We start from the raw sequence: 25,682 nt of genomic DNA on the forward strand, positions 1-25,682 counted from the left end.
GGACGTGAATTTTTAGCAGGGATTTTCGCCGATGGCCGAGCTTTTCTCTCTCTCCGCACCAGATCTCGCAGCGCTGTTGTGCAGCCGTGTCTGCCACGACATCATTTCGCCGGTGGGAGCCATCAACAACGGCCTTGAACTCCTCGACGAGGGCGGCGCCGACGAAGACGCCATGAAGCTGATTCGCCAGAGCGCCAGAAACGCATCGGCCCGCCTGCAATTCGCCCGCATCGCCTTCGGCGCCGCCGGTTCGGCCGGCATGATGATCGACACCGGCGACGCCGAGTCGGTCGCCATCGCTTTCCTGAAGAACGAGAAGCCGGACCTGGTCTGGAACGGGATTCGCGCCCTGCTGCCGAAAAACAAGGTCAAGCTGCTGCTCAATTTGCTGCTCGTCGCCAACGCCGCCATCCCACGCGGCGGCAAGCTTGTGGTCACGCTGGAAAGCCTCGACACCGAGCCGCGCTTCGCGCTTGCCGCCAGTGGTCCGATGCTGCGCGTGCCGCCGAAATTCCTCGAACTGCATTCCGGCAACAAGCCCGAGGAGCCGATCGACGCTCATTCGGTCCAACCCTACTACACGCTGCTCTTGGCGCGTGAGGCCAACATGACGATCTCGATCCACGCTACCGCCGAAGAGATCGTGCTGTCCGCGGCCTGACGATCCGTGGCCGTTTGCCGGCTCGACCGACAGCCAAGAACAAACCAAGTATTTTTCGCCACTGATATTTGCGGGCTTGGCCGAAATTCAGAACAGCCAAGTTTCATCGCCTGTGGCGCGTCCGCGGGCACGGGCGCGCAAACGACATTTTTGCAAAAACTTTACCTAACGGCTTTTCGGCTTCTTTACCAGATCGGCCTAAGATGCATTCCGATACCCCGGATGCCGCCGGTTCGCCCCAAGGCAAAGAGGACCCGGAAATGAAGCGCTGCATGTTTGTCGACGATTCAAGTGTGATCAGGAAGGTCGCAAAACGGATTCTTGGCGGCTCCGACATGATTGTGATCGAAGCGGCCACCGGACTTGACGCGGTCGAGATGTGCGCCGCCGAAATGCCCGATGTCATTGTCGTCGACGGCGCCCTGCCCGACATGCAGGCGGTCGATGTCATCCGCCAGGTCCGCGCCATGGAAAGCGCGATCAAGCCGCAGATCCTGATTTCGCTGGTCGAGGTCGATGTCGCCTCGATCATGAAGGCAAAGCGTGCCGGCGCCCAGGGCTATCTCTTGAAGCCGTTCAATCGGCCGCAACTGCTCGAACGCTTTCGTACCCTGAAGATCGCCGCCTGATTCGGGTCGAGGTCGAACGGAAGGGACAGCAAAAAAACCCGGCCTGAGCCGGGTTTTTTGCATTGAATTCAATCAGATGGTGTTCGCTCAGGCGCTGACGCGGATGTCTTCCGGCTCGCGCAGCACATAGCCGCGGCCCCAGACCGTTTCGATGTAGTTCTGGCCACCGGACGCAGCGTCGAGCTTCTTGCGCAGCTTGCAGATGAAGACGTCGATGATCTTCAATTCCGGTTCGTCCATACCGCCATAGAGGTGGTTGAGGAACATTTCCTTGGTCAGCGTGGTGCCCTTGCGCAGCGAGAGCAGCTCCAGCATCTGGTATTCCTTGCCGGTCAGATGCACGCGCTGGCCACCGACTTCGACGGTCTTGGCATCGAGATTGACCACCAGGTCGCCGGTGGTGATGACCGACTGAGCATGGCCCTTGGAGCGGCGCACGATGGCGTGGATGCGGGCGACCAGTTCGTCCTTGTGGAACGGCTTGGTCATATAGTCGTCGGCGCCGAAGCCGAGGCCGCGCACCTTGTCCTCGATGCCGGCCATGCCGGACAGGATCAGGATTGGCGTCTTCACCTTGGAGAGGCGAAGTGTCCGCAAGACCTCGTAGCCTGACATGTCGGGAAGGTTGAGATCGAGAAGAATGATATCGTAATCATAAAGTTTACCGAGATCGACACCTTCTTCGCCGAGGTCGGTCGTATAAACATTAAAACTTTCGGATTTGAGCATCAGCTCGATGCTCTGAGCGGTTGCACTGTCGTCTTCTATCAGCAGAACGCGCATTTCATTCCCCTTTTCTGCCGCCGGACCATGTCACGACCCATCCGGGACCGGAGCAGTGATTGCCTGAACAGAAGGCTGCCATCGAATGGTTAACAAAACCTAATTCCGCACCCAGGACGGTACCAGATTTTTTAACCGCTTTCTACACCCTCTTGAATCTAATGATGAATCACAGAACCAAATCGCTAATGCAACACATTAATAAGTCGGACTAAGTGACTCAAGGGACTCGCTGGCCGGCTTCCGTATCGGGAGCCGGAATTTTTACCCGGCCTTAAGTCCTCGCCCTTATGATTAACAATGCCCGTAAACGAATGGTTACCGCCGGCAAAAAACTTTAGGAATTTGTTTCCCATAGTTCGGGGAATGCCGGTGGATACGGGTGGCGCCAGGCCCTGGCGGGCGGATTGGACGATATGTGCAGGTGTGCGTTTGCGGGAGTACCGAATCATGAAGTCACGTGAAAACCTCGTTCGGCTGAAGCAGTTTCAGGTGAATGAGAAGCGGCGGCAGCTGCTGCAGCTCGACATGATGATCGCCGAGTTCGAGCGCATGGCCGTTGAACTGGAGCTTCAGATCACCGCTGAAGAGAAGAAGGCCGGCATCACCGACATCAATCATTTTGCCTATCCGACCTTCGCCAAGGCGGCGCGTCTGCGCCGCGACAACCTCAGAAACTCGCAAAGCGACCTCGCCCAGCAGCGAAGCGCTGCCGAATCATTACTCGGCGAAGCTGAAGCGGAGCTTTCCAAGGCCGAAATGCTGGAATCGCGTGACACCAAGATCCGCGATGCGGAACTCGGCGGCCGCAGCGCCATGATCGGCTGAAGACCGGGTTCGACCCAGCCGGCGCCGACTGACGCCGTGCTTTGCGTGTAGCCGCGCCAAAAGGCTCGAGCGCTGCTGATCTGGCCGCAAGGCGGCCGCAGCCTCACACCTGTGCCTGCAATTCCCCATCCTGGATCGCAGCCGCCCTTGCCCGCGCCTCCTTGATGTCGGGCACATGCTCTTCCGACCAGGACCGTATCTGGGTGAGCAGCCCCGCCAGGTTCTGGCCAAGTTCGGTCAATTCATATTCGACCCGCGGCGGAATCACTGGAAAGATCTCGCGCCGCACCAGCCCGTCGCGCTCGAGAATGCGCAGCGTCTGCGTCAGCATTTTGGGCGTGATGCCTTCCAGCCTGCGCGCCAGTTCGCCATTGCGCATCCGGCCGCGGCGCAATGCGCAAACCACCAGATAGACCCATTTGCTGGCCAGCATTTCGAGCACGGCGTGTGAAGGGCACGTCCGCTGGAACGCATCATAGCCGAAGCCACAATCATTGTCACTATCCATGGGGTACCTATATATAGAAAAGGTACATACTAGACAAGAGAATATTACTATCCAAATGATAGCGGCATAAAGAACCCAATCAGGAGAGATATCCCATGCGTGCCGTTGTCCAGAATTCCGTCGGCGAACCCGACGTGCTCGTCATCGCCGATCGTCCAACCCCTTCGCCCAAGTCAGGCGAAGTGCTCGTTCGCGTCCACGCAGCCGGCATCAATCCGGTCGATGGTGCGGTGCGCGCCGGCTATTATCCATTGCTGGGCGAGCCGCCCTTCACCCTTGGCTGGGATATTTCAGGCACGATCGAGGCGGTTGGCCCGGGCGTCAACGGCGGCCTCAAGGTCGGTGACGCCGTGTTCGGCATGCCGCGTTTTCCTAAGCAGGCCGCGGCCTATGCGGAACTTGCCGTCACCCCGGTCGATGAAATCGCACCGAAGCCGCAAGGCATCGACCACAATCAGGCCGGCGCGCTGCCGCTGGCCGGGCTGACCGCCTGGCAAGGCCTTGTCCGCCATGGTGGGCTGAAGCACGGGCAGCGCGTGCTGATCCATGCCGCGGCCGGCGGCGTCGGGCATCTGGCGGTGCAGATCGCCAAGGCGCGAGGCGCCTATGTCATCGCCACCGCCAGCCCGGGAAAACTCGATTTCGTCCGCTCGCTCGGCGCCGACGAGGTCATCGACTACACCAAGGGCGATTTTGCCGCCGAGGTCGGCGACCTCGATCTGGTGCTGGACCCGATGGGCGGCGACCATGCCGACCAATCGCTGACAGTCCTGAAGGATGGTGGCGTCCTGGTGTCGCTGCTCAACGTCCACGACACCACCCGGGCCAAGGCTGCGGCGCGAAACATCCGCGTCGAGCGCATGTCCGTGGTGCCTGACCGCGAAGGCCTCGTTGAGCTTGGCAAACTGGTCGATGCGGGAAAGCTCACTGTCCATGTGGCAAAGGCTTTTCCGCTCGAACAGGCAGGCGCGGCGCACGCCTTTCTCGCCACCAGGCCGATCGGCAAGGTGGTGCTGACGGTCTGAAACAGGCCTTAAGACAGGCAAAAGGGCGCGGTTACCGCGCCCTTTTCTGTTGAGATCCTGGCTCTAGTGCCGGTATTGCTGGATGCGCGTCGTGCGCAGCCCGGCAAGGCCGTATTCGTCGATCGACGCTTGCCAGGACAGGAATTCCTCGGTGGTCAGCTTGTAGCGCTGGCATGCCTCGTCGAGGCTCAAAAGCCCGCCGCGAACCGCAGCAACCACTTCCGCCTTACGCCGGATAACCCAGCGACGTGTATTCGTCGGCGGCAGATCGGCAATCGTAAGAGGGCTGCCGTCAGGCCCGATAACATATTTGACTCGCGGTCTAACAAGATCGGTCATCGTACTCTCTACAAAAAACTCAAAGACCCAATCCCCACCACATTACCGCCACAGCTTTAAAAATTGCCTAAGCGAACCCTAATGACTAGGTAAGGATCATGAACGCCGCGTTAGTCTTTTCGTCGGCATTTGAGTGAACGGCCGGGAGACGCGCAATTTTCCCGCGAAATCGGCGCTGCCGCAAAGCTGGCGCCGTTGATGTGGTTGACCTATATTCGCGCCACTGCCATTGAAGCGCCGCGCAGAACGAAAGAACCATGAACAGCCTCGACCTTCCCGCCAGCCCGCAAAACACCCGCGTCGTCGTCGCCATGTCGGGCGGCGTAGATTCGTCCGTCGTCGCGGGCCTTTTGAAGCGCGAGGGCTATGATGTCGTCGGCGTCACGCTGCAGCTCTACGACCATGGCGCGGCAACCCACCGCGCCGGCTCGTGCTGCGCCGGCCAGGACATTGACGACGCCCGCCGTGTTTCCGAGACATTGGACATCCCGCATTACGTGCTCGACTATGAAGAGCGCTTCCGCAAGGCGGTCATCGATCCCTTCGCCGAGAGCTACGTCGCCGGCGAGACGCCGATCCCGTGCGTGTCCTGCAATCAGACGGTGAAGTTCGCCGATCTGCTGGCCACCGCCAAGGACCTTGGCGCCGACGCGCTCGCCACCGGCCACTACATCCGCTCCGGCGCCAATGGCGTCCACCGCGCGCTCTACCGCCCGGTCGACGCCGACCGCGACCAGAGCTACTTCCTGTTTGCCACCACGCAGGCGCAGATCGACTACCTGCGCTTTCCGCTCGGCGGCCTGTCGAAGCCTGCGGTGCGCGCCATTGCCGAAGAGATGGGGCTGACCGTCGCCGCCAAGCAGGACAGCCAGGACATCTGCTTCGTGCCGCAGGGCAAATATTCCGACATCATCGCCAAGCTGAAGCCGGCTGCCGCCAATCCGGGCGACATCGTCCACATCGACGGCCGCGTGCTTGGCCGCCATGACGGCATATTGCGCTACACGATCGGCCAGCGCCGCGGCATCGGCATCGCGTCTGGCGAGCCGCTTTATGTCGTCCATCTCGATGCCGACCGGGCCCGCGTCATTGTCGGCCCGCGCGAGGCGCTGGAGACGCACAAGATCTACCTGCGCAACATGAACTGGCTGGGCGATCGCTCGCTGTCGGACATCCCGGCGGCCGGCATGGAGCTGTTTGCCAAGGTCCGCTCGACGCGGCCGCCGCGGCCGGCCGTGCTGCATCACCGCGCCGGCGCGACATGGGTGGAGTTGGTCGACGGCGAGTCCGGCATCGCGCCCGGGCAGGCCTGCGTGCTCTATTCCGATGACGGCAACGAGGCCCGCGTCTTCGGCGGCGGCTTCATCGAACGCTCCGAGCGCGGCGCCGAGGCCGAAGCCATGCTGACCCGGCTCGCCGCCCGTCCGGCACAGGTTCCCGCGGAATAGGTTCTGCCCTCTCAGAGGCCGTTTCGAAATTCGCTCTGGCGAGTCATATGGTGGTGGTTTCGAGAACCGGAGCGGAGCGGACATTCGGGTCCGTGAGCACCGGAAGCGCAGAAAACGCCATCAGATGGCCGCCGGAGTAGACCGGTCTCGGTCTCAGGACTTGGTGTGGGTGACCGTGCCCGCGGTCAGGATGCGCAGCACCCTGATGGCTTCCTCGCCGCTGGTGCGCGGCTCGGCCCGCGTCTCGATGCACTGGATGAAGTGCTCCAGCTCGCGCGTCAGCGGCATGCCCTGGCCGACCGCGACATAGGACGGCTCGTTGGTGGTGAAGGCCCACTGGCCGCTGTCTTGCCACACCGCGTGACGATAGACGGCAAGCTTGCGCTCCCACGGCTCGACATCGTCGAACACCGCCATCGCCTTGGTGCCGACCACGGTCAGCCGCCGCTCGCGGTAAGGGTTGAGCCGCGAGGTGAAGAGATGGCTGCGCAATCCGTTGGGAAAGCGCATATGCAGATGCGCAAAGTCGCTGAGATTGTCGAGCAGTGCCGCTCCCTCACCCCTGACCTCGATCGGCTCGGTGCCGGTGATGGCCAGGATCATCGACAGATCGTGCGGCGCCAGATCCCACAGCGCATCGTTTTCGGTGTGGAATTTACCGAGGCCGAGGCGATGCGAATGAATGTAGCGGACTTCGCCGAGCTCGCCATTGTCGATCAGCGCCTTCAGCGTCTCGAAGGCGGGATGGAAGCGCAGGACATGGCCGACCATGAACACGCGGCCATTGTCCTTTGCCGCCTGCACGGCACGCTCAGCGTCGGGCACCGTCAGCGCAATCGGCTTTTCCACCAGCACATCCTTGCCGGCTTCAGCGGCGCGGACGGCGAGATCGGCATGGAATTGCGGCGGCAGCGCCATGACGATGGCGTCGATATCGTCACGCACGAACAGCTGGTCGGGCTCGATCGCCAGGCAGTCCTGCTCGCTGGCAAAACCTTCGGCCCGCGCCCGGTTGGCATCGGAAACCGCATGCAGCGCGCCGAGCGCCTTGAGGGTGCGGATGTGGTTGCTGCCCCAGTATCCGCAACCGAGGACTGCAATGCGCGGCTTCATCAGCTTCAAACTCTAGATTTCTTGGCCGAGACATAGCGACGTGCCTCGCCGAACTCAACCCCGGGGACCAGAGCATGGTCCCGAAAAGTGGGAACCGGTTTTCTCGGACAAGCGGGGAACCCGTTTTGTCCAGAGACCATGCTCAAACAAAGACTGGAGCCCCGTCGCGACTCCATCGGGATGGAACAGGCTCTAGCGTCAGATGTCTGCCCGGCAAAGCTTTTCGCCCGGCGACAATATGCCGGCATGGTCGACGCATCGATGCTTGACAGGCTCGCCCTCCCAACCTTATATCCGCGCGACCTTGGCGAACGCCTCGAAATGCCTTTCGATTTAAGGCGCATTTCGGGCCTTTCGCCGCCCTGGCGGGGTAGCTCAGTTGGTTAGAGCACGGGAATCATAATCCTGGGGTCGGGGGTTCAAGTCCCTCTCCCGCTACCACCGCTCCCCCCGAAGGGAGACGCGTTGTTTCAGGTCCTGTTGACCATCGCCGACAGATAGCCATCAATCACGATCGCGCGCTGCTCACCCGGCTTTGGCGGATGAACGGTCACTGCTGACACGATCGAACGGAGGTGTTTCCTCGCCCCTTCCGAGACCAAGCCATTGGTTGCGATAGCGTCGGCAAGGGCTTCGAGGTCGCGTGCGTAACGCGCCACAAGTGCCGGTTTCAGCGTCACAACCTTGGGCGGTTGAGGCAGGACGGCCAGCGCAGCTTCGAGCTGCTGGCGCTCGGCGCGCAGCTCGGGTAGGCGCTGCTCGGCTTCGGCCTCGGAGATCATGCCGTGCAATCGCCCTCGCAATCGCATTCCGGGAAATTGCTGCAGACGTGCTGCTGCTTCCCGTCTGGTGCCACCGTCAGCGGCGTCAGATCGAAAGGGGGCCACTGCGGGATTCGTTCAGATCATCAGGGCGAAAGGCCTGTGCGCCACAAGCGGTTGAGCCGGTCGATTGCGTCGCGCCCGCTCATGGCAGCAACCAGCCGACCGCGACGAAGGGCGTCGCGAACATGAGAATGCTGGCGACGGTCAGGCCGCCCTGCACTCACCATCTGACCGTCTGGGCCCAGCCAAATTTCGTGGCCCAATGAAACCGCGCTATACGCTTCGGTTGTGCGGTCAACTCAGCGGGTTAGATCAAATGGACGACGACGAAATTCCTCCGAACAGGGTCACATTCAGAAACATCGAGGAAAAAGCGAACTCTCTGCGTGAATTATTGACGGAACCCATCTTCTCTAGATTGATGCGCGGCCATGAAAAGTATGCCAGCGCGGAAGATTTAGAAGCTCGCTTTCGGGCAATGAACGCCGTCCACCCGTTCGTACACGCTTGGTATGAAACATTGGACAGCGCAGCTAAGTCACTCGCGGCCGGCTCTATGCAAATTTCGGAGGAAGCGACATTTTTGCTTGAACTACAATTCGCTCTCTATTTTCATAAATCGAGTGAAAGTTACGCAGAGATACTCAAGAGGCTAATCGATAAAAAGCAATTCTTTTCCACATTATTTGAATTATTTATATCTGGCACATATTCATTTGAGTTGGGGCAAGATGTTAATTTCGTTCCAGAGAGCACTGTCCACGGTGAAAAGCGGCCCGACCTCGTGTTCAAATCAAGTGACGGTGCTCTCGTTTATCTTGAGTGCAAAAGCATGCTCGACGACGTGCGAATTGAGCAGCGAGTTTGGTTGGATATTCAGGCTGCTATTGCTAGGAAATTGGAAAATTCGCCTATGGGTCTTGCGGTGGTCATACGCGCTAATAGTAGGATTAAAGCGCGCGACGGCGACGCCATTATAGTAACAGCCTCCGACATGATCGATAATTATCCGCGACGGACACGTGCGGGCACAGATGGCTTCGCACTGCGAGTTTCCCAGATTTTGGAAGTCGGCCAGCACATGGAGTTGCCGTTTGAAGTTCACGCCCTTGAGGGCGCAGATTCGATGATGGGAGGCGCCGAGTATTACGAGGCAGAAATTGAGGGAGTCACAAAAACGTTTGCCCGAAAGCTCTGGAAGATCGATACATTTACATTCCCGGACACGAAGCAGTCAGAACGAATCATTGGCCTCATTAAGAATGCCAGCAAAAAACAGCTCCCGCCTGACGCCCCGGGCATAATTCATCTGCAGATTCCATATCGAGATCCGCGCCACTTTCAGTCGGTTCTGGATGAAGTAAAGAGCGCAGTCGATGACGAGAGCTCCAAGCGGGCTCATATATGCGCTATTGTAATAACAGGGCGCTTTCAAGACAAAGGAAAGCACAAGAAAGCGGGAAGCGATCCGATCCTCACTTTTCATTCCGTCATTCCAAACTATAACGCCAAATTTGTCCTTCCGAAGGATTTTCGGTTGCTGGGATCTCATCCTGATATGGTGATCACCGACGAGAATGACGTCGAAAGACCATTTGAAATGGGTGAGGAAGGAGGCCTGCTGACAGAGTTTGCGCCCGAAACAGAGTTATCGGACCATGGGGGCGTTCATATTGTCCAATATTGCTCTCAAGATGGCCGACAACAGATCAACGTTTGGCAAGATTTTAACAACCGTGCACGGGTGGAAATATGGCACGAGAAGGCCGGACACCACACGTTGGATGTCGATCTGAGTGCGATCCGGTTGAACCAACCGAACAAGGCGTTGGTGACCTGGAGTAAGCGAGGCATCAGATTCGTCATCAACGGGAATGAGGTGATCAAGTCGTACAGCGGCGACGATTGACCGCCCCCAAGCCTGGATTGGCTTTTTAGCCCCTAACCCTTCTTGACCTCGCCGCTATCGAGCCGAAAGGGTGAATTCCTATCAGAACGCACATGATACGTTGGCTTCGTCCAGATTATCATTATTGGATTTCGGAGCGGTCGATGACAATGAAACCGGAGCCTTTAACCGCTCCTTTCGAAAAGATCGAAAGGGCCAAAGCCCAAATCGAGGAGTTCAATACCGCGCTCGGCTTGTTTCTCAAAACCGCTCAGCATCGAATCACGCCCCACCCAGATGTTGACAGTCCAAATATTGTCCTCAGGTTCAAGCTTAAGGGCAGTGTTCCCAACCGATTGGCGGTAATCGCGGGGGAGATCCTCCATAACATCCGGACCCCCCTGGACCAAATTCTTGCCGCCGTTGCGGTCAAGCACGGTTGGACGCAGGGAGATGTTTTTTACCCCTTCGGCAGGAACCAGCAAGAATTCGAATCCCAACTGATCCGAGTAAAAAAGCTCCCTCCTGACGCAATCCAAATGATCAAAGAAACCAAGCCCTATTTTTCTGGGGGCGCCCCACTTTTGGCGGGCGTCCATTTCCTCAACAAAAGTGACAAGCATCGTGTTGGTTTGGTGCCAATCGCCATGCGGTGCGCCACGGATATTCAAGCTCTTATCGTTTCAGAAGGACGTGTGCTCACAGTCGGCCCCCGCAAGGGTCGTCACTTCATAAGGGACGAAGACAACAACCTTAGCCAACATATAACCGCGAACCAGCCCCGCATGGAGTTTGTCGATGGTAAAGCGAAAATTATCCTTGAAGTCGAAGGACCCGCCACGGTCGAAGATTGCATGGAGATCATGACGGTGACCCCCACCACGAAGTTTGAGGCGGACCTTCAGCCCACCTTCAACGTAGCGTTTGGCGACCTCGAGGGATTTGAAAGAGAGCCTGTTGTGAGCACCCTCTACCAGATGCGAGCTCTCGTCGAGCTCATCTTGCTGACGTTCGAAAGACGATTTTTCTTTTAGCGCCTGCCAACCCTCGCCGCTGGACCGTCTCGACCCAGCCAAACGGGACTTGAACCGGGGGGGGGTGGGGACGAAACGGGCTCCCGCTTCCACTACTCCCCCCGACGCTTTGACTCTGTTGGGGAAGGCTTTCTCGCGTGATGTGTCGTCATCGTGTGATGCGTCCTCGCGCCTGTGGGCATTCGCACCCCGCGGGCATTGCACCAGAATCATCCTGCACTATGGTGTCGGCGATACTGTCTCGATACGAACCGCCGATGCGCACCACCAGGACGGCCCCCCGAATCCCTCGATCTCCACGGCGCGTGTGATCCGCATCAAGGTGTCGCCCGGTTGGTGTGTCCGTGCGGCATCGGGAATGCTTTACGCCTTCCGAAGGGACCAGCCGTCAAGCCGCCTCCGCGGCTCCGCCGAGATAGAGCCGGTGCAGTTCGTCCGGCGATTGGCTGAGCTTCGCGCAGTCGCCGTCATAGACAACGCGGCCACGGCGCATGACATAGGCGCGGTTACCGATCGACAGAGCGAGCGCGGCGAACTGTTCGACCAGGAGCACGGCGAGCCCGTCATCGGCGAGCTTGCGCACCGCGCTCATCAGTCGCGTGACGATGACCGGGGCGAGGCCCGCCGACATCTCGTCGATGAGCAGCACCTTAGGCCGGGTGAGAAGCGCACGCGCAATGACCAGCATCTGCTGCTCGCCACCAGACAGCAGACTTGCTTTCACCGCGCGGCGCTGCACCAGTTCGGGGAACAGCGCATAGGCTTCCTCGATGTCGGCGCCCGGATGCAGGCTGACGCGCAAATTCTCTTCCGTGGTGAGCTGACGGAAGACTGTGCGCCCCTGTTCGACATGCGCAAGGCCCTCGCGCGAACGAGCGCCAGGGCGCGCCTTTTGCAGTTCGCGGCCATCGATGACGATGGTGCCGCCGGCGATCGGGATGATGCCCGACAGGCCTTCGAGCAGCGTTGTCTTGCCGGCGCCATTGGCGCCGAGCACAACGCTGATCGCGCCGCTCTCGGCGACGAGATCGACCGAGCTGACGACCGGCAATTCGGCACGGTTGATCGACAGGTTGGAAACGACGAGCCTGCTCATGCCGCCACGCTCTCTTCCTCGATGCCGAGATAGGCTTTCTTCACCGCACGGTCGCCAAGCACCTTGGCCGGCGGACCGGAAGCAATGACCTGGCCGAAATCGAGCACGGTGACTTCCGAACAGACTGCCCGGACCAGATCCATGTCGTGCTCGACCAGAAGCACCGCCGAGCCGAACAGCTTTGGGATCTCGACGATGCGCTTGCCGAGCCGCAGCGTCTCTTCATGCGACTGGCCGGCGGCCGGCTCGTCGAGCAGCACCACGGCGGGGCGCGCCGCAACGACGCCGGCGACATCGAGCAGGCGCCTGGTGCCGGCATCGACCGAGGCGACCAGCGTGTCAGGATGCGGGCAATCCAGCCAGTCGAGCACCGCCTTGGTTTCGCCGGCCGACAGTCCCTTCGCCGCCAACGCCAGATAACCACCGACGGTGAGTTCCGGCGCGATGCGGGTGGTCTGCCAGCTGCGGCGAACGCCGGCACGGGCGCGCTTGCTTGCCGACATGCCTTCGAGCGGCTGGCCGCTCAAGCTGATGCGGCCCTCATAGGACGGCAGGAAGCCGGCGACCGCGTCGATGAAGGTCGATTTGCCGGCGCCGTTCGGACCGATGAGTCCGGCCACCGTGCCGGCGGCAACGGTGAGGCGGACATTGTTCAGCGCGACCACGCTGCCATAGCGGACCGTCAGCCCATCGATGGCGAGCGCAGCCCCTGCCGGACGCTGGACCGCCGACGGCAAATCCTGCGCGTTCGCCGCAGTGCTTTTCAGCGCCCGAACCGGCAGCAATTTGCGGAACTGGCGCCGGAAAGTCTCGCTCATCGTCTCGCCGGACGCCAGCGCCTGGGTGGCGCCGACGGCGAACAGCACATTGCCGATGTCCTGCGGCCAATCCAGGCGACGCAGAAGCTCCGGGAACATGACGACGAGCAGACCGCCGATGATCGCGCCTTCGGCGAAATGCGCGCCGGCCATCACCGACACCGCATAGAGCGAAAGCGACTGCATCATGCTGAAATTTTCCGAAACCAGCGTGCCGAGATAGCCGGCAAGCAGGCCACCCGAAATGCCGGCGACGAAGGCGCTGATGGCGAAAGCCGAGAGCTTGGCCGTGGCGATGCTGACGCCATGCGCCGCGGCGGCACGCTCAGAATGCCGGACCGCCAGCCAGGAGGCGCCGAGCCGCGAACGGCTGACGAATTCAAGCGCCACCGCAATCGCCACGTAGAACAGAAGCACAAAGACGAAATAGCCCTCGTCGCTGTCGAACAGTTCCGGCCGCGGCACCTGCAGGAAATCGGTCTGGCCGGGGTAGGTCATGGTGGCCAGAATGGTGTCGAAGGCGGTGGCGAAGGACAGCGTGACGATGGCGAGGTTGATACCGCGCAGGCGCAGCGCCGGCAGGCCGATGGCAATGCCGAACGGCACTGCCGCCAGTCCACCGATCAAGGTCCACACGGCCAGGCCGCCGGGCGCCTCGGCGAGGTTGAGATAGCCGACCGTCCAGGCGCCGACACCGGCGAATGACATCTGGCAAAGCGCGATCATTCCGGTGCGGCCGGCGACGAGGCCGAGGCTCTGCAGCGCAACGCCAGTGATCAACACCGAGGTTGCGAGGAACACCCAATAGGGCGGCAGTAGGCCAGCAAGGGCGGCGGAGCCGGCGACAAGTGCGACGACGATGATGGCGAGCGAGGCTCGCAGACTAGCGCGCTTCATCCCAGCGGGCCTCCCGCTGTGACCAGAGAAGAACGGCAAGCACCACCAGGAACGGAATGGCGCTGCGGTACTGGCTGATGGAATCGACCGAACTTGCCAGCCCTTCGACGACACCGAGTGCAATGCCGCCGGCAAGTGTCCACCAGAAGCTGCGAAAGACGCCGACCAGTGCCGCCGCCAGCGCCGGCACCACCAGCAGGCTGAGTGTCATGAAATTCGGCGAGCGCTGCGGCGCGATGATCATCAGCGCGAAGGTGGTGAAGGCGCCCGTCATGCCCCAGACGAGCAGTGACAATAGCTGCACGCGCACGCCGAGCAGTTCCGCTGCCATCGGCCGGTCCGCCAGCGCACGCAAATTGAGGCCGACCTTGGTCCTGTTGAGGAAAAGGTCCGAGAGGACCGTGAACAACACAGCCAGCCCGATGGTGAGCACCGAGGCGATGGTCACCTCGACGCCAGCGAGGCGAAAGGCGGAGCCGGGGAAGAGGTCCGGCATGTTGTGCGGATGCTGGCCGCCGGTGAGGCGCAGCCCGATGGCGATCAGGCCGACAAGCAGTGCGACCGTGACCGCCGCCTTGGTCGAGGCGCTGGCCTCGCCGAACCACCGCGTCATGATGAAGCCGATCGCGGCCCCGGTGAGCGTGCCCGCCGCAACGCCCGCCAGCACCGATGGCCAGATCGGAAAGCCGGCCTCGAACAGCGCGATCAGCACGAAGGTGCCGGCGGTGCCGATGGCGGCTCCGGTAAAATTCACCACGGCGACAAGCCGGTAGGTGAAGACGGCGCAGACACCGAGCAGCGCATAGGTGCCCCCGGCTGTCAGTCCCGCCACGGCGGATGTGAGCAATGCGTTCATCGTTTTCCCGATTTTGGAAAGCGGGCCAGCGTCGGCCCGACATATTTGTCGAGATCGGCGCTGCCCCTCATAGTCCTGCCGGATATTTCTCCCTGTAAACGGGGAGAAAGAGCCTGACCGCAAGAGGCAGCGCCGACGCCCGGGAGGACCTCACTTGGCCTGAGGCAGTACGACCCAGTCCGGCGTTTCGACCTCCCAGGCGCCACTCTCGAGTTTCATCACCTTGGTCGCTTGCATCGGCGAATGCGTCTTGTCCTTGCCGAAGACGTAGGCGCTGCCGGCAAGCGGATTGGTTAGCGGCTGCATGTCGTGCAGGGCTTGGCCGACGCTTTCGCGTGTCACCTCGCCATCGATGGAGGCGACCACTTTGAGGAACAGTTCAGCGGCGAGATAGCCGCCCTGCGAGAAGGCGGTGAGCGGACGGCTCGCCTTCTGCATGTCGGCGATCCACTGCGCGTTCGCGGCGGAGCCCTTCTCGGTATAAGGCTCCCATTCGGTGCCGGCATAGATCGGCTGCTTGCTGTCGGCCAGCGCCTTGGCGACCTCTTGCGTGTAGCCCGGCGCCAGGAACAGCCAGTTGATGCCAGAGATCTTCTGCGCGTCGACCGTCTTGATCAGCTGCACCACCTGCGGTTCGACCTGGTTGGTCAGCACCGCATCGCAGCCGGCGTCGCGCGCCTTGATGACATAGGGCGTGAGATCGCCCTGGAAGGGCAGCGTCAGGTCGAGCAGATGGATCTTCTGGCCGCTGATCGTCTCCCAGTTCTCGATCGCCTTCTTGTAGGCCTCCTGGGTGCCGCCGATGATGATGAAGAAGGCGCAGAGTTTCTTCGCCTTCAGCTCGTTGGTGGCGTAATAGGCCATCGCGGTCGACAGCGTGTAGGGACCGACATTGACCGGCGCGACATTGGGCGAGGAGAAGCAGGCGGCGTCGACGCCAAGGCCCTGGACCGAGAGGATCTTCTTGCGGCTGTAAGTGGCGGAGTTGACCGCGCAGTCGAGCAGGCTCGCCGAGCCGACCAGCGCCACCGCTTCCTTGTTGTCGATAAGGTCGCGCGCAGCTTGTGCGGCGACCGCCGGATCGGCCTTGTCGTCGGCGATCGTGTAGTCGATCTTGCAGCCATTGATGCCGCCGGCGGCGTTGACCGCGTCGAAAGCGGCCTGCGTTGCCTTCGGCACCTCGCTGAAATCAGCAGGCCCCGTGACGGTCGATACGGCGCCGACCTTGATCGCGCCGTCCTTGCAGGTCGGACCTGCGGCGAAAGCCGTACCAGCGACAGTGGAAAGGCCGATGCCGGCCAGTGCCGCGGTGAGAAGTCTCGATTTCCAATGCATCTTTGTCTCTCCCATTTTTGTCATGCGGTTTTGGTCAGGCGGCGGCGCGCACCGGCGCGGCGATGCTGGCGGGGTCGATGGCGGCAAACTTCACCAGCGTGCGCGCTATGGTCTCGCGCTCGATGTTGCGCACGATGAACACCAGTCGGGTGCGATGATCGGCGGACGGCCAGCGCTCGAGCCGCGTCGGCGGATGAAACACGTGCTGTACGCCGTGCAGGACAAGCGGCCGCTCCGGCTGGTCGGAGACATAGACAAGGCCTTTGAAGCGCAAGAGATCCTCGCCCCTCAGCGCCGCGACATAGTCGAGCCAGCGGGCAAAGGCGCTCCACTCGACAGGCCTGTCGATGACGAAGCTGAACGACTGGATGCCGTGATGCGCGTCGTGATGATGGTCGTGATCGTGGCAGTCTGGCCCGCAATGGTGATGGCCATGCGCGACCGCTTCCAGCCTTGCGGCGACGCGTGTCACGTCGGCCGCAGCGTCGGCGGGCAAGCTTGCCAGCAGATCGAGATTGACCTCGCCGTTCAGGGCAATGATTTGCTCGACAGTCGGCGCCAGATGCTCCAGCCGATGCCGCAGGTCAGCAAGCGCATCACCCGCCAAAAGATCGGTCTTGGTGATCAGCAGCCGGTCGGCGACCGCGACCTGCTTGGCCGCTTCCGTGTGGCGCGCAAGTGTCGTCGCGCCGTTGACCGCGTCGACCGTGGTGACGACGCCGCCAATGCGAAAGCTGGCCGCAACCTCATTTTCGGCCATCAGCGTGTGCAGGATCGGCGCCGGGTCGGCGAGCCCGGTCGTCTCGATGATCACCCGGGACAGCGGCGGCGTCTCACCCGCCTGGCTCTTGCGGTCGAGTTCCTTCAGCGTGGCGATAAGATCGCCGCGCACCGTGCAGCAGACGCAGCCATTGTCGAGCAGCGTGAACTGTTCGTCGCTCGCTTCGATCAAAAGATGATCGAGGCCGACTGCCCCAAACTCGTTGACGATAACAGCAGCGCCCGTCAGCGACGGCTGGCGCAGCAGACGGTTGAGCACCGTCGTCTTGCCGCTGCCGAGAAAGCCGGTGAGGACCGTCACCGGGATCCTGCCATCGCTGCTGGGATCAGGCGCGTTCATAGACCACCCTCCCCTCGAACCAGGTCGCCAGCACTTTGGTGTCCGCGAGATCGTCCGCCGGCGTTTCCAGCACGTTACGGTCGAGCACGATGAGGTCGGCCGACTTGCCGATCTCGATCAAACCGACAGTGTCGCCGAGGCCGATGGCGCGGGCCGAGTTGATGGTGAAGATTTCCAGCGCCGTCGCGACATCGATCGCCTGCTCCGGCCAGAGCGCGGCACCCGGGAATTCGCCGCTTGGATTGCGGCGCGTCACCAGCCCCTCAATGCCATCCCACGGGTCGGGGTTCGGCATCACCGGCCAGTCGGACCCGCCGGCAAGCAGTGCGCCGGCGGCCAGCAGATCCTTGTTCGGCCAGAAGCGCAGCGCGCGCGCCTCGCCCATGGTCTGCTTGTGGCCTTCGAGAAAGCTGGTCGGATACCACAGGAAAGGCGAGAGATCGGCGACGACGCCAAGTTCGGCGAAGCGGGCAATGTCCTCCGGCGCGATGTAGCTCGCATGCGCGATGTGGTGCATCACTTTGGTCGGCCCGTTGAAGGAGCGCACGACATCGATGGCATCGAGCGCCTGGCTGACGGCGGCATCACCGGCGCAATGGATTTTGACGCCGAGGCCGAGCTTCTCGCATTTGCCGACCCAGCGGATCAGCTCCGGCACGGTGACGATTGTCGAACCGCGAAAACAGCAGCCGACTACCGCATCCTCGATATAGGGCTCGTGGAAGGCTGCGGTGCGCGCGCCCGGCACGCCGTCGAGGAAGATTTTGACGAAATCCGGCTTGGCATGAGTGCCGCGATAGTGTTCGCGCAAGGCGATCAGTTCGTCGCCGGCAATGCCGAACATGAAGGAAGGCTCGACCGCCGGCATCGCCGACACGGACCAGGCAGTAAGCTCACCGCGATCGTCGAGGCCTTTCAGCGCCGCCAGCACCGGCTGCATGGCGGCGGCGTCGAGGAAAGCGGTGACGCCATAGGAGTTGAGCGTCGCGATCGAGCGCGCCATCGCCGTGCGGCCCATTTCGTCTGTGTAGTGGCCGGACAGCGCAATGGTGCGCTCGATGATACCGGCGGCGGTCTCGATCATCATGCCGGTCAGTGCACCGGTCGCAGCATCGCGGCCAATCGAGCCCTTCTCCGGATCCGCCGAGGCGGCGGAAAGGCCGGTGAGCGTGAGTGCCGCCGAATTGACCCAGCGGTTGTGATAGGTGTCGTCGCGCAGCATCACCGGCCGGCCGTCGCTTGCGCGGTCGAGCGCCGCCAGCGCCTCCAGCGTGTTCAGCTTAGGCAAGAGATCGCTGCCCCACTGGCCGCCGATGATCCAGGATCCTTCGGGCGCCTTGGCCGCCGCCTCGCCGACGCGCGCGATCAGCGTCTCGAAGCTCGACGTCGGCGGGAAGCGCAGTTCGAACAGTTCGGCAATGCCACCCATCATCAGATGCGCGTGCACGTCGACGATGCCCGGCATCATCATGGCGCCCTTGAGGTCGACGACGCGCGTCGAAGCGCCTGTCAGCGCCGCTATATCGGCGCCTTCGCCGACCGCGATGATACGTCCGCCCTTGACCGCGATGGCCGAGGCCCAGGGCCGTTTGCGGTCCAGCGTGTAGATGCGGCCATTGGTGAAGACCAGCTCGGCACTTCTGTCAGGCATTCTTTCTCCTCCCATTTCGATGGCCAGCGCCTCCACGCCAGCTGATAGATTTCAGCTCGTCTCACACCGCCCGGCTCTGCGTCGGCGCGCGGCCGCCGCCATCCGCCACCAGCACCGCGCCGGTGACGAAGGACGCATCGTCGGATGCGAGGAACAGGCAGCAGGACGCGATCTCTTGCGGCTCGGCGACACGGCGCAGTGCGATGCGGCTGGTGAGTGCTACGAACTCTTCCTCCGATGTCGAGCCGTTGGCGGCTGCGGCCACCTTCATCTCGTAGACGCTCATCGGCGTGCGCACCCAGCCGGGCGCAACTGCATTGGCGCGGATGCCATCCTGGCCATGTGCGAAGGCGAGCGAGCGCGTGTAGGAAACCAGTGCCGCCTTGCTGGCCGAATAGGCGGCGTTCTGGCCGCTGGCGTTGAAGGCGCCGACCGAGGCGATGTTGACGATCGCGCCGCCGTTCTTTTTCAACAGCGGCAACGCTGCCCGGCACACCATCATCGCGCCGGTGACGTTGACGGCAAAGCTCTTCGCCCAGGTTTCGTCGCTCAGCGTCTCCGGCTCGTCGAGGATCATTACGCCAGCGGCGTTGACGACGATGTCGAGTCGGCTGGCGCAGGCATCGATGGCTCTGGCTATATCCTCGCCATTGGTGATATCGCCGCGCACGGCAATGCCGCCGCTTGCCTTCGCAGCCTCGTCCAGAACCTCGCCGCCGTGACCGAACACCACCACCTCGGCGCCGCGGCGCCCGAACAGTTCAGCGGTGGCCCGGCCCATGCCGGTGGCGCCACCAGTGACCAATGCCTTGCGGCCTTCGAGACGCCGGCTCATGTGAGCCCCCAGTGCCGCTCGACGGCATAGCCCGTCTCCGGCAAGGTCGAGCCGCCGTCGACGACGATGGTCTGGCCGGTCGTGTATTTCGCCTGCTCGGAAGCGAGATAGAGCATGGCATAGGCAATGTCGTCGGCCTCGCCGAGATGGCCCATCGGAATGAACTGGCCGAGACGGCCCGTCACCTCCGGCTTGCTCATCGTGCCGCGTCCAGGCTTGGCGATGAAGCCGGGCTCGACGCCGTTGACGGTGATGCCGTCGCGCGCGAACTCGAAGGCCGCGCCCCGGATGAAAGCGTTGACGCCGGCCTTGGCCGCCGAATAATGCGCGCCACCGGCCATAGCCACACGCGCCGAGACCGACGACGTCACGAGGATGCGGCCAAAACCGTTTTTGCGCATCGCGGGCGCCACCGCCTGCGCCAGCCAGAAGCATGCCTTCAAATTGATCGCCAGCGCCTCTTCGAGCTTGTCTTCATCAAGCTCTTCGATTGACGCCCAGGGACAGCCGCCGGCATTGTGAACCACGATGTCGAGCCGACCGGTCTCGCCCATAATAGCGCCGACAAGTTGAAGCAGCGCTGTGCGGTCAAGACCGGATAGCGCGACGGCACGAACGGACAGGCTTCGCGCCGTGAGGTCCGCCGCAAGCGCCTCGGCGACATCGAGCGTGCGGTTGGCGATGATCACCGACGCTCCGGCCTCTGCGAGTCGCGTGACGATGGCGGCGCCGATGCCACGTCCGCCGCCGATGACCAGCGCTGTCCTGCCCTTGAGGTCGAACGGGTTCGCCATCGCTCAGACGACGCCGCGAACCAGATCGACGAAGCGGCCGAAGACCTCGGTATGGCGCTCGACATCGGCTGGCGACGTCGCCGGGCACATCAGGAACATGGTGTGGAACGGCGTGACCAATATGCCTTCATTCATGTAGAAAGCATGCAGCAGCGTCTCGAGATCGCCGCGCCGGCCGGCAATGACATCGGCACCGCTGCGCGGTGGCTGCGGCATGAACATGATCTCGGCGCGAGCGCCGGTCTGCGTCACATGCCAGGGCAGTTTGTTGGCGCGGATCACGCCCCACGCCGCCTCGGCCAACCGCGTCGCATTGGCGATCATGATCTCGAAATTCGCAGGCGTCAGCACCTCTTCCAGCACCGCGCGCATGGTGGCGATGGTGAGAGCATTACCGGCGAGCGTGCCGCCAATGCCCAGATGCGCCGACTGGCGCACGCGCGGATTGACCAGTGGCACGATTTTCCACAGCCGCTCGGCGATCTCCTGCGAGACGCCGAAGATGCCGGCTGGAATGCCACCGGCGATCGCCTTGCCGGCAACGAGAATATCAGGCTCCAGCCCGTGCAGCGCTGTGTAGCCACCGGGGCCGCTGGAGATGGTGTGCGTCTCATCGATGATCAGCACCGTGCCGGTGCGCCGCGTGATCTCGCGCAACGCCTTGTGAAAACCATCGGCGACCGGGATCATGCCGAAATTGGTCATCAACGGCTCGGTCAGCACGCAGGCGACATCGCCATGCGACAGCGCTTCTTCCAAGGCTGCGACATCGTTGAACTCGACCACCCTGGAAACAGTGGAATGATCGACGCCGTTGGGATGGATCATGTTGCGCATGCCGATCCTGCCGTCGCGAATCTCGACATGCGCCTCCTCGACGCCGCCGTGATAGCAGCCGGAGAAGACCAGCACTTTTGCGCGCCCGGTGATCATGCGTGCGATGCGGATGGCGCCGCGATTGGCATCGGTGGCCGAGGTCGTCAGCGTCCAGTAGGGCAGGCCGAAGCGGCGCGTCAGCTCGGCGCCGACCCACAGGCTCTCTTCCGTGGGCAGCATCATCGTGGTGCCGTTTTGCAGCTGGCGCACCGCGGCGCGCGTCACCGCCTCGGGTGCATGGCCGCACATGCCGCCCGTGTCGCCAAGCGCGAAGTCGACATAGTCGTGGCCATCAATGTCCCTGATATGCGCGCCGCGCGCCGAGGCGGCATAGACCGGGAAGCCGCCGGCCCAGCGCCGCATCCAGTGCGACGGCCCGCCATAGAGGAAGTGTGTCTTGCCCTCTTCCCACGCCGCCGCCGAACGCGGATGCGTGTCGAGGAACCGCGCCTGCTCGCGATCGAGCAGCTCGTCGATTGATGCGGCATGCGCATCGCTTCTGCTGGCAGCCATCACAGTGCTGAACTCTCCCTCGCGCGATTTTTCGGGGCACAAGACCGCGCCCACATCGGTTCACTATTTGAACCTGTGTTTTGTATGTTATAGACACACTGCCGACAGGAATGAGCGCTGTCAAGTTAATTCACATGCGAAGTATCTCGGAGAATGCACAATGAGCACGGTGAGCAAGGCGGTGTCGTTGCTGGAGCTGTTCACCCTAACGGAACCCGAGATCGGCCTGTCCGACCTCGCCCGCCGGGCCGGCCTCGACAAGGCCACCGCCAGGCGGCTCTTGATGGCGCTCGCCGACCACCGGCTGATCGAACAGGAGCCGCAAAGCCGGCACTACCGACTGGGCGCCGGCCTGTCGCGGCTGGCCCGCATCCGCGACGCGCATTTTCCTTTCGTGCGGCTGGCAACGCCCATCATCCGCGAGTTGTCGCTCGAGACCGGCGAGACGGTGCACCTGACGGAATTCAGCGCCGGCGCGTTGATCACCGTCCATGTCGAACTGTCGGTCAAGGCCAACCGCGTCAATGTCGATGTCGGCCAGGTGCTGCCGCTGCATGGCACGGCGTCAGGCATCGCCTTCCTCGCGGCGTCGCGCCCCGAAGTGGTCGGCGCCTATCTGGAAAAGCCGTTGCAGGCCTTCACGGCACACACGATGACGCGGCCTGCCGCTCTGTCCAAGGCGGTCACGCTTGCCGCCTCACGCGGCTATTCGCGCAGCGCCCAGGGCTATGAGGAAGGCGTGCACAGCATTGGTGCGGCGATCCTCGGCGGCGACGGCCAGCCGATCGGCACGCTGGCGATCGCCTCGCCCGTCTCGCGCATCGACGACGCGATTGCGGCGAGCCAGGGCGCGGCGGCGATCAGGGCGGCCGGGCAGATTTCGGCGCGGTTGACCGGCGAGGCATGACGCAATCTCCGCCGTTGCGGCGAAGATGATTAGCATGTTAACTTCCCTGCCGGTTGCACCGGCTCTGGCCTTGCTGCTCAATCCTGCGAAGACAGGAAACGGAATGAAGATGGAGGAGACTATGCACCATGTCAGCGTCGCCGACGGCGAGGCATTCCTGTCGGCATCGCGGATGCTGTTCGGCCCAATCACGCAGCGCTTTTCGCGCGGCGAGGCACCGTCGTTGCCCAAACTGGTCTCGGTCAATCTCGGCGCCTGCCGCCTGTCCGAGATTAAGGCCAAGTCGCATCTGGTCGTCAATGACCGCGCCTTTTGGCGCAGCTTCGATCCCGACGCGATCAAGATCCTGATGCAGCTGAAAGGCCGCAGCCGCTTCGAACAGCAGCAGGTCGCCGTCGATCTCGGCCCGCGCGCGGCGATTATCTACGACCCGGTGCGCAGCTACTCGCTGCAGAACCTCAGCGATGTCGACCAGTTGATCCTGCAGGTGCCGCGCTCGACCTTCGGCGACGAGACGCTGGCGCGCCTCATGGCGCCGCTGCCGCTACCAGGCGAAGACGACAGCCTGACCCATATCGTCTCCGGTCTGATGCAGATGGCGATCGGCGCGGCGCACAAGCTCGACGAGGCTGCCTGCCGCCGCGTCGGCGAAAGCCTGATCCAGCTCGTCAACGGCCTGATCCAGGCCAAGCCTATGGCGCCTGAATTCCGCCGCTCGCCGCTGGAGGCGCTGCGCGAGCGCATCGTCGCCTATATCGACGCCAACCTCGCCCGCAGCACGCTCTCGGCCGAAGACATAGCCCGCCACATGGGCTGCTCGCGCCGCTATCTGCATCGTGCCTTCGAGGGCGAAGGCGCCACCCTGGAACGCTTCGTCTGGGACAGGCGGCTGGAGCGCAGCAAGGAAGAATTGCTGTCACCGGCGCGGGCGTCGGCATCGATCTCCGAAATCGCCTTTGCCTGCGGGTTCAATTCGAGCGCGCATTTTTCGCGGGCGTTCAAAAGCAAGTACGATGTGGCACCGCGGGAATTGCGGGAGCGGATGATGTCGGTGGTGCATTAGGGGCATGCCGTTTGCCGGATTTGGTGAGCGTTATGGCTCACCGAAATCCGGCAGCAGCTTCTACATATTGGCGGCGGTTGGCCGCACGATCACTTCGTTGACGTCGACCCCATCGGGTTGGTCGAGCGCGAAACGGATGGCGCGCGCGATGGCGTCCGGTGTCAGCGACTTCTGCCGCCACTCTTTCAGAGCCGTGGCAACCTGGGGATCACTGATATCGTCGCCCAGTTCGGTTGCGGTCACGCCGGGAGAGATGATGGTGGCGCGGATGTCGTCATGCTCCTGCCGCAGCCCTTCGGTGATCGCCCAGACGGCATATTTCGTGCCGCAATAGACAGCCGCGGTGGGCAGCACGATATGCGCGCCGACCGAGGCGACGTTGACGATGTGCCCGTTCTTCTGGGCGACGAAGCGCGGCAGCACCGCGGCGATCCCGTTCAGCACGCCGCCAATGTTGACATTGATCATGCGAGACCACTCATCGCGCTTCAGCGCGGCAAGCGGCGATAGCGGCATGACGCCGGCATTGTTGACCAGCACATCGATCCGCCCGAATTCGGCATGGGCGGCCTCGGCGAAGGCGTCGAAGCTTGCCGCATCCGTCACGTCGAGTTCGCGCCACGCGACGCCTTTGCCGATTTCCGCGGCCAGTGCCTTGAGCCGCTCGGTGCGGCGAGCTCCGATGAACAGTCTGGCACCTGCCGTGGCAAGTTCCCGAACCGTCGCTTCGCCGATGCCGCTCGAGGCACCGGTGATGAGCACAACCTTGTCTTTAAGTCCCGTCATGATCGTATCCTTTTCGCTGCGGTGACGGGGAGATAAATGGCGGCGAACCGGCAAAAGGCGGTAGCGCGATCGTCCAAAGAGTTTGCACGATCCTCCAAATGAGCGCGAAACGGCTTGCAACATTGGGCGCCATGGAGATTTATGCGGCATGGATAAAATCGACGAACTCGCCCGGCTGATCTCCCGCTTTGCCCCAAATTCGGGAATGGAAGGCACCAAGGTGCCACGGCTGACGCTCATTCGAGCCAATCAGCCCAGCGCGCCAATTCCCGCGGTCTACGAAGCATCGCTTTGCATAATCGCCCAGGGATCGAAGCGCGTTTCGCTCGCCGACCAGAGCGTGGTCTATGACGCAGCAAGCTATTTGCTGGTCTCGGTCGACCTGCCGCTGGTCGGGCATGTTCTGGAGGCGAGTCCAGCGGCGCCCTACCTTTGCTGCAAGATCGATTTTGACAGCGCTGCACTGGCCGAGTTGCTGGTGAACGAAGGACGTGCTGCCCCCGGCAGGGACCTGCCGGTGCTGGCGACCTATCCGAGCGACCCCGACCTGATCGATGCGGCCTGCCGGCTGGTCAGGCTGCTCGATCGCCCAGAAAGCATCGCTGTTCTGGCGCCGCTGATCGAGCGCGAGATTCTCTACCGTCTGCTCACCGGACCGCATGGCGCGACGCTGCGCCAGATGGCGTCGGTGGACAGTCATCTGAACCAGGTCAGTCGGGCCATCGCCAAGATCCGCAATCATTTCCAGGCGCAGCTGCGGATCGACGAGATCGCCGTCGCATCAGGCATGAGCCCGTCGTCGCTTCATGCCCACTTCAAGGCGATCACGCGCATGACCCCACTCGAATATCAGAAACAGTTGCGGCTGCAGGAGGCGCGACGGATCATGCTTGTCGACGGGGCAAGCGCAGGCACGGCCGGCTTCGCGGTAGGCTATGACAGCCCGTCGCAATTCAGCCGTGAATATCGCCGCCTGTTCGGCGCGCCACCCCGACAAGACATCGACCGCCTTCAGGCCGTGCCCGGTTCAGCTGCGGCCTATTGAGCGGCGCCAG

25 protein-coding genes and 1 tRNA gene are annotated in these 25,682 nt (G+C 62.4%); 11 read left to right on the top strand and 15 right to left on the bottom strand.

Going from position 1 to position 25,682, the window contains the following annotated elements; genetic code table 11:
- Nucleotides 1-31: 31 nt before the first annotated feature.
- Complete coding sequence (gene chpT / locus AC1DYC_RS13585; RefSeq protein ID WP_477406996.1) at nucleotides 32-661, top strand: histidine phosphotransferase ChpT; 630 nt, start codon at nucleotides 32-34, stop codon at nucleotides 659-661.
- 260 nt (nucleotides 662-921) lie between these two features.
- On the top strand, nucleotides 922-1,290 hold the full coding sequence (locus AC1DYC_RS13590; RefSeq protein WP_477285557.1) for a response regulator transcription factor: 369 nt from the start codon (nucleotides 922-924) through the stop codon (nucleotides 1,288-1,290).
- A gap of 87 nt (nucleotides 1,291-1,377) precedes the next feature.
- Here AC1DYC_RS13590 and ctrA read toward each other — a convergent pair whose 3' ends face one another.
- The gene (gene ctrA / locus AC1DYC_RS13595) at nucleotides 1,378-2,073 is read right to left on the bottom strand and encodes a response regulator transcription factor CtrA (RefSeq protein ID WP_006203583.1); all 696 of its coding nucleotides are present in this window, start codon (nucleotides 2,071-2,073) and stop codon (nucleotides 1,378-1,380) included.
- 450 nt (nucleotides 2,074-2,523) lie between these two features.
- On the opposite strand from ctrA, the gene AC1DYC_RS13600 reads away from it, so the two are divergent.
- The gene (locus AC1DYC_RS13600; RefSeq protein WP_023669945.1) at nucleotides 2,524-2,901 is read left to right on the top strand and encodes a flagellar export protein FliJ; all 378 of its coding nucleotides are present in this window, start codon (nucleotides 2,524-2,526) and stop codon (nucleotides 2,899-2,901) included.
- 103 nt (nucleotides 2,902-3,004) lie between these two features.
- Here the strand turns inward: AC1DYC_RS13600 and AC1DYC_RS13605 are convergent, their stop codons facing one another.
- Nucleotides 3,005-3,409: a winged helix-turn-helix transcriptional regulator gene (locus AC1DYC_RS13605; RefSeq protein ID WP_477406998.1), complete on the bottom strand. Its 405-nt coding sequence runs from the start codon at nucleotides 3,407-3,409 to the stop codon at nucleotides 3,005-3,007.
- 95 nt (nucleotides 3,410-3,504) lie between these two features.
- Between AC1DYC_RS13605 and AC1DYC_RS13610 the strand changes: the two genes are divergently transcribed.
- On the top strand, nucleotides 3,505-4,434 hold the full coding sequence (locus tag AC1DYC_RS13610; RefSeq protein WP_477407000.1) for an NADP-dependent oxidoreductase: 930 nt from the start codon (nucleotides 3,505-3,507) through the stop codon (nucleotides 4,432-4,434).
- Between the two features lie 63 nt (nucleotides 4,435-4,497).
- On the opposite strand, the gene sciP is transcribed toward AC1DYC_RS13610, so the two are convergent.
- Nucleotides 4,498-4,773, bottom strand: a complete 276-nt coding sequence (sciP, locus tag AC1DYC_RS13615; RefSeq protein ID WP_013529904.1) for a CtrA inhibitor SciP — start codon at nucleotides 4,771-4,773, stop codon at nucleotides 4,498-4,500.
- Nucleotides 4,774-5,030: 257 nt separating this feature from the next.
- On the opposite strand from sciP, the gene mnmA reads away from it, so the two are divergent.
- A complete protein-coding gene (gene mnmA / locus AC1DYC_RS13620; protein WP_477407002.1) occupies nucleotides 5,031-6,221 on the top strand; it encodes a tRNA 2-thiouridine(34) synthase MnmA in 1,191 nt (396 codons plus the stop codon).
- A gap of 153 nt (nucleotides 6,222-6,374) precedes the next feature.
- Here mnmA and AC1DYC_RS13625 read toward each other — a convergent pair whose 3' ends face one another.
- Nucleotides 6,375-7,334 (bottom strand): Gfo/Idh/MocA family protein, encoded by a 960-nt coding sequence (locus AC1DYC_RS13625; protein ID WP_023683623.1) that lies wholly within the window; start codon nucleotides 7,332-7,334, stop codon nucleotides 6,375-6,377.
- 364 nt (nucleotides 7,335-7,698) lie between these two features.
- Between AC1DYC_RS13625 and AC1DYC_RS13630 the strand changes: the two genes are divergently transcribed.
- A tRNA-Met gene (locus AC1DYC_RS13630) sits at nucleotides 7,699-7,775 on the top strand.
- A 29-nt stretch (nucleotides 7,776-7,804) separates the two neighbouring features.
- On the opposite strand, the gene AC1DYC_RS13635 is transcribed toward AC1DYC_RS13630, so the two are convergent.
- Nucleotides 7,805-8,116 carry a hypothetical protein gene (locus AC1DYC_RS13635; RefSeq protein WP_477407004.1) on the bottom strand — a complete coding sequence of 104 codons (312 nt, stop codon included), beginning with the start codon at nucleotides 8,114-8,116 and terminating at the stop codon, nucleotides 7,805-7,807.
- Nucleotides 8,117-8,474: 358 nt separating this feature from the next.
- Here AC1DYC_RS13635 and AC1DYC_RS13640 point away from each other — a divergent pair, with 358 nt between their 5' ends.
- Both AC1DYC_RS13640 and AC1DYC_RS13645 read left to right on the top strand, forming a co-directional pair.
- Nucleotides 8,475-10,067 (top strand): hypothetical protein, encoded by a 1,593-nt coding sequence (locus tag AC1DYC_RS13640; RefSeq protein ID WP_477407006.1) that lies wholly within the window; start codon nucleotides 8,475-8,477, stop codon nucleotides 10,065-10,067.
- A gap of 143 nt (nucleotides 10,068-10,210) precedes the next feature.
- Complete coding sequence (locus tag AC1DYC_RS13645; RefSeq protein ID WP_477407007.1) at nucleotides 10,211-11,080, top strand: hypothetical protein; 870 nt, start codon at nucleotides 10,211-10,213, stop codon at nucleotides 11,078-11,080.
- A gap of 388 nt (nucleotides 11,081-11,468) precedes the next feature.
- Here AC1DYC_RS13645 and AC1DYC_RS13650 read toward each other — a convergent pair whose 3' ends face one another.
- The 9 genes from AC1DYC_RS13650 to AC1DYC_RS13690 all read right to left on the bottom strand — a co-directional run bounded on the left by AC1DYC_RS13650 (nucleotide 11,469) and on the right by AC1DYC_RS13690 (nucleotide 21,871).
- Entirely contained in the window at nucleotides 11,469-12,176 is a 708-nt protein-coding gene (locus AC1DYC_RS13650; RefSeq protein WP_477407009.1) for an ABC transporter ATP-binding protein, read from the bottom strand.
- Nucleotides 12,173-13,891: a branched-chain amino acid ABC transporter ATP-binding protein/permease gene (locus AC1DYC_RS13655; RefSeq protein ID WP_477407011.1), complete on the bottom strand. Its 1,719-nt coding sequence runs from the start codon at nucleotides 13,889-13,891 to the stop codon at nucleotides 12,173-12,175. Before AC1DYC_RS13655 ends, AC1DYC_RS13650 begins: the two co-directional genes overlap by 4 nt.
- Nucleotides 13,878-14,747, bottom strand: coding sequence for a branched-chain amino acid ABC transporter permease (locus tag AC1DYC_RS13660; protein ID WP_477407013.1), 870 nt, complete (start codon nucleotides 14,745-14,747; stop codon nucleotides 13,878-13,880). The genes AC1DYC_RS13655 and AC1DYC_RS13660 overlap by 14 nt, the downstream gene beginning before the upstream one ends.
- Nucleotides 14,748-14,897: 150 nt before the next feature.
- The gene (locus AC1DYC_RS13665; protein WP_477407015.1) at nucleotides 14,898-16,082 is read right to left on the bottom strand and encodes an ABC transporter substrate-binding protein; all 1,185 of its coding nucleotides are present in this window, start codon (nucleotides 16,080-16,082) and stop codon (nucleotides 14,898-14,900) included.
- Nucleotides 16,083-16,116: 34 nt separating this feature from the next.
- Nucleotides 16,117-17,202 carry a CobW family GTP-binding protein gene (locus AC1DYC_RS13670; RefSeq protein ID WP_477407016.1) on the bottom strand — a complete coding sequence of 362 codons (1,086 nt, stop codon included), beginning with the start codon at nucleotides 17,200-17,202 and terminating at the stop codon, nucleotides 16,117-16,119.
- Nucleotides 17,189-18,853, bottom strand: a complete 1,665-nt coding sequence (locus AC1DYC_RS13675) for an amidohydrolase (protein ID WP_477407018.1) — start codon at nucleotides 18,851-18,853, stop codon at nucleotides 17,189-17,191. Before AC1DYC_RS13675 ends, AC1DYC_RS13670 begins: the two co-directional genes overlap by 14 nt.
- A gap of 61 nt (nucleotides 18,854-18,914) precedes the next feature.
- A complete protein-coding gene (locus tag AC1DYC_RS13680) occupies nucleotides 18,915-19,688 on the bottom strand; it encodes an SDR family NAD(P)-dependent oxidoreductase (protein WP_477407020.1) in 774 nt (257 codons plus the stop codon).
- Nucleotides 19,685-20,482, bottom strand: a complete 798-nt coding sequence (locus tag AC1DYC_RS13685) for an SDR family oxidoreductase (protein ID WP_477407022.1) — start codon at nucleotides 20,480-20,482, stop codon at nucleotides 19,685-19,687. The genes AC1DYC_RS13680 and AC1DYC_RS13685 overlap by 4 nt, the downstream gene beginning before the upstream one ends.
- 3 nt (nucleotides 20,483-20,485) lie before the next feature.
- On the bottom strand, nucleotides 20,486-21,871 hold the full coding sequence (locus AC1DYC_RS13690; protein ID WP_477407024.1) for a transaminase: 1,386 nt from the start codon (nucleotides 21,869-21,871) through the stop codon (nucleotides 20,486-20,488).
- 160 nt (nucleotides 21,872-22,031) lie between these two features.
- Between AC1DYC_RS13690 and AC1DYC_RS13695 the strand changes: the two genes are divergently transcribed.
- The gene (locus tag AC1DYC_RS13695; protein ID WP_477407026.1) at nucleotides 22,032-22,778 is read left to right on the top strand and encodes an IclR family transcriptional regulator; all 747 of its coding nucleotides are present in this window, start codon (nucleotides 22,032-22,034) and stop codon (nucleotides 22,776-22,778) included.
- A gap of 103 nt (nucleotides 22,779-22,881) precedes the next feature.
- Nucleotides 22,882-23,841, top strand: a complete 960-nt coding sequence (locus AC1DYC_RS13700) for a helix-turn-helix domain-containing protein (protein WP_477407028.1) — start codon at nucleotides 22,882-22,884, stop codon at nucleotides 23,839-23,841.
- A gap of 60 nt (nucleotides 23,842-23,901) precedes the next feature.
- On the opposite strand, the gene AC1DYC_RS13705 is transcribed toward AC1DYC_RS13700, so the two are convergent.
- The gene (locus AC1DYC_RS13705) at nucleotides 23,902-24,627 is read right to left on the bottom strand and encodes an SDR family oxidoreductase (protein ID WP_477285493.1); all 726 of its coding nucleotides are present in this window, start codon (nucleotides 24,625-24,627) and stop codon (nucleotides 23,902-23,904) included.
- 220 nt (nucleotides 24,628-24,847) lie between these two features.
- Here AC1DYC_RS13705 and AC1DYC_RS13710 point away from each other — a divergent pair, with 220 nt between their 5' ends.
- Nucleotides 24,848-25,672, top strand: coding sequence for an AraC family transcriptional regulator (locus tag AC1DYC_RS13710; RefSeq protein WP_477407030.1), 825 nt, complete (start codon nucleotides 24,848-24,850; stop codon nucleotides 25,670-25,672).
- The last annotated feature ends 10 nt before the right edge of the window (nucleotides 25,673-25,682 follow it).

The organism is Mesorhizobium sp. P2_E7, assembly GCF_056403855.1.

What these genes read in the sequence shown, in the direction of transcription:
- AC1DYC_RS13670 (WP_477407016.1), bottom strand. Translation starts at nt 17,202, where the DNA reads ATGAACGCGCCTGATCCCAGCAGCGATGGCAGGATCCCGGTGACGGTC.
- chpT (WP_477406996.1), top strand. Translation starts at nt 32, where the DNA reads ATGGCCGAGCTTTTCTCTCTCTCCGCACCAGATCTCGCAGCGCTGTTG.
- AC1DYC_RS13650 (WP_477407009.1), bottom strand. Translation starts at nt 12,176, where the DNA reads ATGAGCAGGCTCGTCGTTTCCAACCTGTCGATCAACCGTGCCGAATTG.
- AC1DYC_RS13625 (WP_023683623.1), bottom strand. Translation starts at nt 7,334, where the DNA reads ATGAAGCCGCGCATTGCAGTCCTCGGTTGCGGATACTGGGGCAGCAAC.
- AC1DYC_RS13680 (WP_477407020.1), bottom strand. Translation starts at nt 19,688, where the DNA reads ATGAGCCGGCGTCTCGAAGGCCGCAAGGCATTGGTCACTGGTGGCGCC.
- AC1DYC_RS13690 (WP_477407024.1), bottom strand. Translation starts at nt 21,871, where the DNA reads ATGGCTGCCAGCAGAAGCGATGCGCATGCCGCATCAATCGACGAGCTG.
- AC1DYC_RS13700 (WP_477407028.1), top strand. Translation starts at nt 22,882, where the DNA reads ATGAAGATGGAGGAGACTATGCACCATGTCAGCGTCGCCGACGGCGAG.
- mnmA (WP_477407002.1), top strand. Translation starts at nt 5,031, where the DNA reads ATGAACAGCCTCGACCTTCCCGCCAGCCCGCAAAACACCCGCGTCGTC.
- AC1DYC_RS13590 (WP_477285557.1), top strand. Translation starts at nt 922, where the DNA reads ATGAAGCGCTGCATGTTTGTCGACGATTCAAGTGTGATCAGGAAGGTC.
- AC1DYC_RS13695 (WP_477407026.1), top strand. Translation starts at nt 22,032, where the DNA reads ATGAGCACGGTGAGCAAGGCGGTGTCGTTGCTGGAGCTGTTCACCCTA.
- AC1DYC_RS13640 (WP_477407006.1), top strand. Translation starts at nt 8,475, where the DNA reads ATGGACGACGACGAAATTCCTCCGAACAGGGTCACATTCAGAAACATC.
- ctrA (WP_006203583.1), bottom strand. Translation starts at nt 2,073, where the DNA reads ATGCGCGTTCTGCTGATAGAAGACGACAGTGCAACCGCTCAGAGCATC.
- AC1DYC_RS13675 (WP_477407018.1), bottom strand. Translation starts at nt 18,853, where the DNA reads ATGCCTGACAGAAGTGCCGAGCTGGTCTTCACCAATGGCCGCATCTAC.
- AC1DYC_RS13665 (WP_477407015.1), bottom strand. Translation starts at nt 16,082, where the DNA reads ATGCATTGGAAATCGAGACTTCTCACCGCGGCACTGGCCGGCATCGGC.
- sciP (WP_013529904.1), bottom strand. Translation starts at nt 4,773, where the DNA reads ATGACCGATCTTGTTAGACCGCGAGTCAAATATGTTATCGGGCCTGAC.
- AC1DYC_RS13685 (WP_477407022.1), bottom strand. Translation starts at nt 20,482, where the DNA reads ATGGCGAACCCGTTCGACCTCAAGGGCAGGACAGCGCTGGTCATCGGC.
- AC1DYC_RS13645 (WP_477407007.1), top strand. Translation starts at nt 10,211, where the DNA reads ATGACAATGAAACCGGAGCCTTTAACCGCTCCTTTCGAAAAGATCGAA.
- AC1DYC_RS13635 (WP_477407004.1), bottom strand. Translation starts at nt 8,116, where the DNA reads ATGATCTCCGAGGCCGAAGCCGAGCAGCGCCTACCCGAGCTGCGCGCC.
- AC1DYC_RS13605 (WP_477406998.1), bottom strand. Translation starts at nt 3,409, where the DNA reads ATGGATAGTGACAATGATTGTGGCTTCGGCTATGATGCGTTCCAGCGG.
- AC1DYC_RS13705 (WP_477285493.1), bottom strand. Translation starts at nt 24,627, where the DNA reads ATGACGGGACTTAAAGACAAGGTTGTGCTCATCACCGGTGCCTCGAGC.
- AC1DYC_RS13655 (WP_477407011.1), bottom strand. Translation starts at nt 13,891, where the DNA reads ATGAAGCGCGCTAGTCTGCGAGCCTCGCTCGCCATCATCGTCGTCGCA.
- AC1DYC_RS13610 (WP_477407000.1), top strand. Translation starts at nt 3,505, where the DNA reads ATGCGTGCCGTTGTCCAGAATTCCGTCGGCGAACCCGACGTGCTCGTC.
- AC1DYC_RS13660 (WP_477407013.1), bottom strand. Translation starts at nt 14,747, where the DNA reads ATGAACGCATTGCTCACATCCGCCGTGGCGGGACTGACAGCCGGGGGC.
- AC1DYC_RS13600 (WP_023669945.1), top strand. Translation starts at nt 2,524, where the DNA reads ATGAAGTCACGTGAAAACCTCGTTCGGCTGAAGCAGTTTCAGGTGAAT.